Annotated in this window: 6 protein-coding genes; 4 read left to right on the top strand and 2 right to left on the bottom strand. The window is 57.9% G+C overall.

Translation table 11 applies throughout. The features are described 5' to 3' along the window. The first annotated feature begins 173 nt into the window (after window positions 1–173). The 3 genes from QCE79_RS32250 to QCE79_RS32240 are packed head-to-tail and all read left to right on the top strand — an operon-like array spanning window position 174 to window position 1,401. Entirely contained in the window at window positions 174–332 is a 159-nt protein-coding gene (locus tag QCE79_RS32250; RefSeq protein WP_309851313.1) for a hypothetical protein, read from the top strand. An 8-nt stretch (window positions 333–340) separates the two neighbouring features. Continuing rightward, window positions 341–643, top strand: coding sequence for a hypothetical protein (locus tag QCE79_RS32245; protein WP_309851310.1), 303 nt, complete (start codon window positions 341–343; stop codon window positions 641–643). Window positions 644–645: 2 nt separating this feature from the next. Next, entirely contained in the window at window positions 646–1,401 is a 756-nt protein-coding gene (locus QCE79_RS32240; RefSeq protein WP_309851307.1) for a KilA-N domain-containing protein, read from the top strand. Here QCE79_RS32240 and QCE79_RS32235 read toward each other — a convergent pair. Then, window positions 1,398–1,757: a toxin-antitoxin system HicB family antitoxin gene (locus tag QCE79_RS32235; RefSeq protein WP_309851305.1), complete on the bottom strand. Its 360-nt coding sequence runs from the start codon at window positions 1,755–1,757 to the stop codon at window positions 1,398–1,400. The genes QCE79_RS32240 and QCE79_RS32235 overlap by 4 nt on opposite strands. Before the next feature lie 3 nt (window positions 1,758–1,760). Next, window positions 1,761–1,988: a hypothetical protein gene (locus QCE79_RS32230; RefSeq protein ID WP_309851303.1), complete on the bottom strand. Its 228-nt coding sequence runs from the start codon at window positions 1,986–1,988 to the stop codon at window positions 1,761–1,763. Window positions 1,989–2,309: 321 nt separating this feature from the next. On the opposite strand from QCE79_RS32230, the gene QCE79_RS32225 reads away from it, so the two are divergent. Beyond that, window positions 2,310–2,636 (top strand): Bro-N domain-containing protein (locus QCE79_RS32225; RefSeq protein ID WP_309851300.1); only part of this gene is annotated, 327 nt, incomplete at its 3' end.

Genomic DNA, 2,636 nt, shown 5'->3' with positions numbered 1-2,636 from the left:
GGCGCGAACGTCGCTGGTCATGCGCGCGCCCGAGCGCAGCGCGAGGCGCTTGGCGAACGCACGCCCAGGATGCGAAGCCGTAAGGAAATTTTGAAGGAGCTGGGCGCTTCGTCGGGTGAACGTGCTGAGGCGTTGCACTGGGTGTTACAGACTGCAAAGCAGGAGGATGGTGAATGACGACATTGACAAATGAAGCCGATTTCAACGTGTCGGCGGAGGCCGAGGATCGAGACGATGCGGAGGCTTCGAAATCTCAAAAAATCTGTCTCAGCTGCGGAGCAGAGCAGAACGACGACGGCTCTTTGCCGTGCGGTCACGACAACGATCTGTAAGGTAATCAATGAGCAACGCCATAAAACACAGCACTAAGTGGACGAAGGATCTCGTTGCGCGTCGCGCGTTCGAGCTGGTCTCGTTCCATGACGCGGCGCGTCGAGCTCGGTGGGATTATCACGACGCTTGCCGCGAATTCCGCTCTCAAGCGAGGGTCAGCGGCTATATCGACAAGAGCGATCCGAAATTCCATCTCGCGACGCGCAAGCAGTATCGCGTGCTGCACAAGGCACGGGCTGCGCTTTACAACGCACAGCGGCGCCTCGAAGCGGCGGTGCGCCATTGCGTCGAGCGGCGCGAGGTGACTTGATCATGAATCTCGTTATTACCGACATTTCAGTTCGCGAGGCTGACGGCTTGTTTTGCTTGAATGATCTCCATCGTGCATCGGGAGGCGCGAACAAAGATCGGCCAAGTTTGTGGCTGGAAAATCAGCAAGCCCAGAAGCTGGTTGCTGAAATTGAGAAAGCAGGAATTCCTGCTATCCAATCAAAACAAGGACTTGGAACGTTCGTCTGCGAAGACCTGGTCTATGCGTATGCGATGTGGATCAGTGCGGCGTTCCATCTCAAAGTCATTCGCGCGTATCGAGAGCGCCATTCGGTTCCTGCCCTTCCGAATTTCGCGGATCCCGTTTCCGCGGCGCGAGCCTGGGCGGACGCGACGGAGCGTGAGCAGAAGGCGCGCGTGCTCGCGCAACAACAGGCTCGCGAACTCGAAGCGCAGAAGCCTGCGGTCGAATTTGTGGAGCGCTATACGAGCGCTTCGAAGCACGATTGTCTGAATTTCCGTGATGCCGCGAAGGCGCTCCACGCCAGCGAGCCGGAATTCAAGCAATTCCTCATGGACTTGGGCGTGGTCTTCCTCGCCGGTAAGCGGCAGCGTATGGAGCCCTATAAGACGTACATCGAGACGGGCCGCGTCGAAGTTGGCGTTGGCGTGACGGAAGACGAGCGGCAATACGCATTCAAGTACTGGAAATTCACCCCGAAAGGCTTCGAATGGATTGCCGGCAAATGGATGGCGCGACAGCTCGCTGAGCGTGACGCGCGGTGCGCGGAGGCTTAGTGCGCATGCTCTCGACGTCCCAATCCTTCCGCTATAAAGGTCAGAACCAGCATGTTGAGCGAAACGCCCTCAACCCTGGCGCGCATTGCGAGTTCGGCGTGGACCGTTTTAGGCACGCGTGCGACAAATTTTCCGGACGCAACGCCGCCGCTGTTTGGCGCGGGTACGAGGAAGCCCTTGGCTTCAAGCGCTTCGATCGTTGCGGCCAATGCCTCATGACCGTGCACCATCGCTTCTTCAATGGTGTCGCCGTCGGCGATGCATTCCGAGAAATCCGGGTAGGAAATCAAAAATCCACCTCCTTCTTCAGCGGAAAGTGGACGCACTTCGAAGGGGTAGTTATCAAGTTTGTCCATGGATTAGGCTCCTTTGACGAAGGCAACGAACTTCTTTATGTAGACAGGTTTAATTGGCCGATGTGCGGGCACGGGAAGGGTGCTGCCGTCATTACGCACAAAAACGCAGTGGCTGCCTCCATCGTGCCGCCAGTCGATTCCGTGCTGTCGGGCAACCGACTGAAGTTGTCCGATCTGCCAATCGAGCGGATTGCGAGACATCGCTTCGAGCAATTTTGTGGCGGTGTTCATGAGCGGAATGATACTGCCAGTAATACTATCTTGCAAGGCGCGCGTACGTTGACCGCTAGTTGTTCAACGGCTTATACTTCGACCATCGCTGAGACAACAGCGGTCGGGTTTGACAGCCTGGGAAAAGCACGGCGGACATCCGCCTACTGGCGGATTTTTTACGTCCGACTGCCTCTGCACGCCTCCAATGGGCGGGCCGTGGCGGGGGAGCCTTCGGGCTCGCCGGTTTCCGTCTTTTCCGGTCTGTCAACCCTGCCATGTGCCCGCCCACCCCATTTGACAGTGGGGCGCGGGTTCTCGAACCCAAAGACGGAGCCCGCTGTGCGTGCTATCACCCTCGCTCGTCCTGAGCAAACGCAATCCCTTTCCTTTCAGAACTACCGCTTCGACGTTATCGACCGTGAGGGTCTGCGTTGGCTAAGGCTACCCCAGATTGGGGTAGCCTTGGGTTACGCCAATCCTCATAAGGTGCAGCAGGTATTCGAGCGCAACGCTGCCGAATTCACCGACAGCATGACCACCGTGGTGACGCTGCCCACAACGGGTGGAGATCAGCAGGTACGCATCTTCTCGCTCCGCGGCGCGCACTTGCTGGGCATGCTCGCTCGCACCTCGAAAGCCGCTGCATTTCGCCGGTGGGTATTGGAT

The sequence above is a fragment of the Caballeronia sp. LZ003 genome (assembly GCF_031451465.1).
Classification (GTDB): domain Bacteria; phylum Pseudomonadota; class Gammaproteobacteria; order Burkholderiales; family Burkholderiaceae; genus Caballeronia.
This window is presented reverse-complemented; position numbering and strand designations above follow the sequence as displayed.